The following is a 1,569-nucleotide window of genomic DNA, read 5'->3' on the forward strand; positions in this document are numbered from 1 at the left end:
GGTCTGTTGTTCGTTCATCGAGAGTTGCACAGTGGACGCGTAGCAGCTTAGTAGTCAAGTCCTCGGCCTATTAGTACCGGTCAACTGAACCCGTTACCGGGCTTACATTTCCGGCCTATCAACCCAGTCGTCTAGCTGGGGGCCTTACCCCACAAAGTGGGTGGGATACCTCATCTTGAAGCGAGCTTCCCGCTTAGATGCTTTCAGCGGTTATCCCTTCCGAACGTAGCTAACCAGCCGTGCCCCTGGCGGGACAACTGGCACACCAGAGGTTCGTCCGTCCCGGTCCTCTCGTACTAGGGACAGCCCTTCTCAAGTATCCTACGCGCACGGCGGATAGGGACCGAACTGTCTCACGACGTTCTAAACCCAGCTCGCGTACCGCTTTAATGGGCGAACAGCCCAACCCTTGGGACCTGCTACAGCCCCAGGATGCGACGAGCCGACATCGAGGTGCCAAACCATCCCGTCGATATGGACTCTTGGGGAAGATCAGCCTGTTATCCCCGGGGTACCTTTTATCCGTTGAGCGACACCGCTTCCACTCGCAAGTGCCGGATCACTAGTCCCGACTTTCGTCCCTGCTCGACCTGTCAGTCTCACAGTCAAGCTCCCTTGTGTACTTGCACTCAACACCTGATTGCCAACCAGGCTGAGGGAACCTTTGGGCGCCTCCGTTACCCTTTAGGAGGCAACCGCCCCAGTTAAACTACCCACCAGACACTGTCCCTGAACCGGATAACGGTCCGAAGTTAGATACCCAAATCAACCAGAGTGGTATTTCAAGATTGCCTCCACCCATACTGGCGTATGAGCTTCACCGGCTCCCACCTATCCTACACAAGCTAATTCGGATACCAATGTCAAGCTATAGTAAAGGTCCCGGGGTCTTTCCGTCCTGCCGCGCGTAACGAGCATCTTTACTCGTAATGCAATTTCGCCGGGCCTGTGGTTGAGACAGTGGGGAAGTCGTTACGCCATTCGTGCAGGTCGGAACTTACCCGACAAGGAATTTCGCTACCTTAGGATGGTTATAGTTACCACCGCCGTTTACTGGCGCTTAAGTTCTCCGCTTCGCCCCGAAGAGCTAACAGGTCCCCTTAACGTTCCAGCACCGGGCAGGCGTCAGTCCATATACATCGAATTACTTCTTCGCATGGACCTGTGTTTTTAGTAAACAGTCGCTTCCCCCTGCTCTCTGCGGCCATACAACGCTCCACCCGCGCGGGGCTTCACGTCTCCGGCCCCCCTTCTCCCTAAGTTACGGGGGCAATTTGCCGAGTTCCTTAACCACAGTTCGCCCGATCGCCTCGGTATTCTCTACCTGACCACCTGTGTCGGTTTGGGGTACGGGCCGCTCAGAACTCGCTAGAGGCTTTTCTCGGCAGCATAGGATCACTGACTTCACCTGAATCGGCTCGGCATCACGTCTCAGCCTATATGCACCACGGATTTGCCTATGGTACGGCCTACACGCTTACCCCGGCACAACCACCGGCCGGGCTCAGCTACCTTCCTGCGTCACCCCATCGCTTGACTACTACCCGCCAGGTTCCCACGCTCCCCATG

Annotated in this window: 1 rRNA gene (only partly in view); it reads right to left on the bottom strand. The window is 56.2% G+C overall.

The window, feature by feature from the left end:
• Positions 1–50: 50 nt before the first annotated feature.
• Positions 51–1,569 (bottom strand): 23S ribosomal RNA (locus tag ACZ6Q9_RS34090); it runs 1,662 nt beyond the window's last position.

This window comes from Micromonospora sp. NPDC049139 (assembly GCF_055586845.1).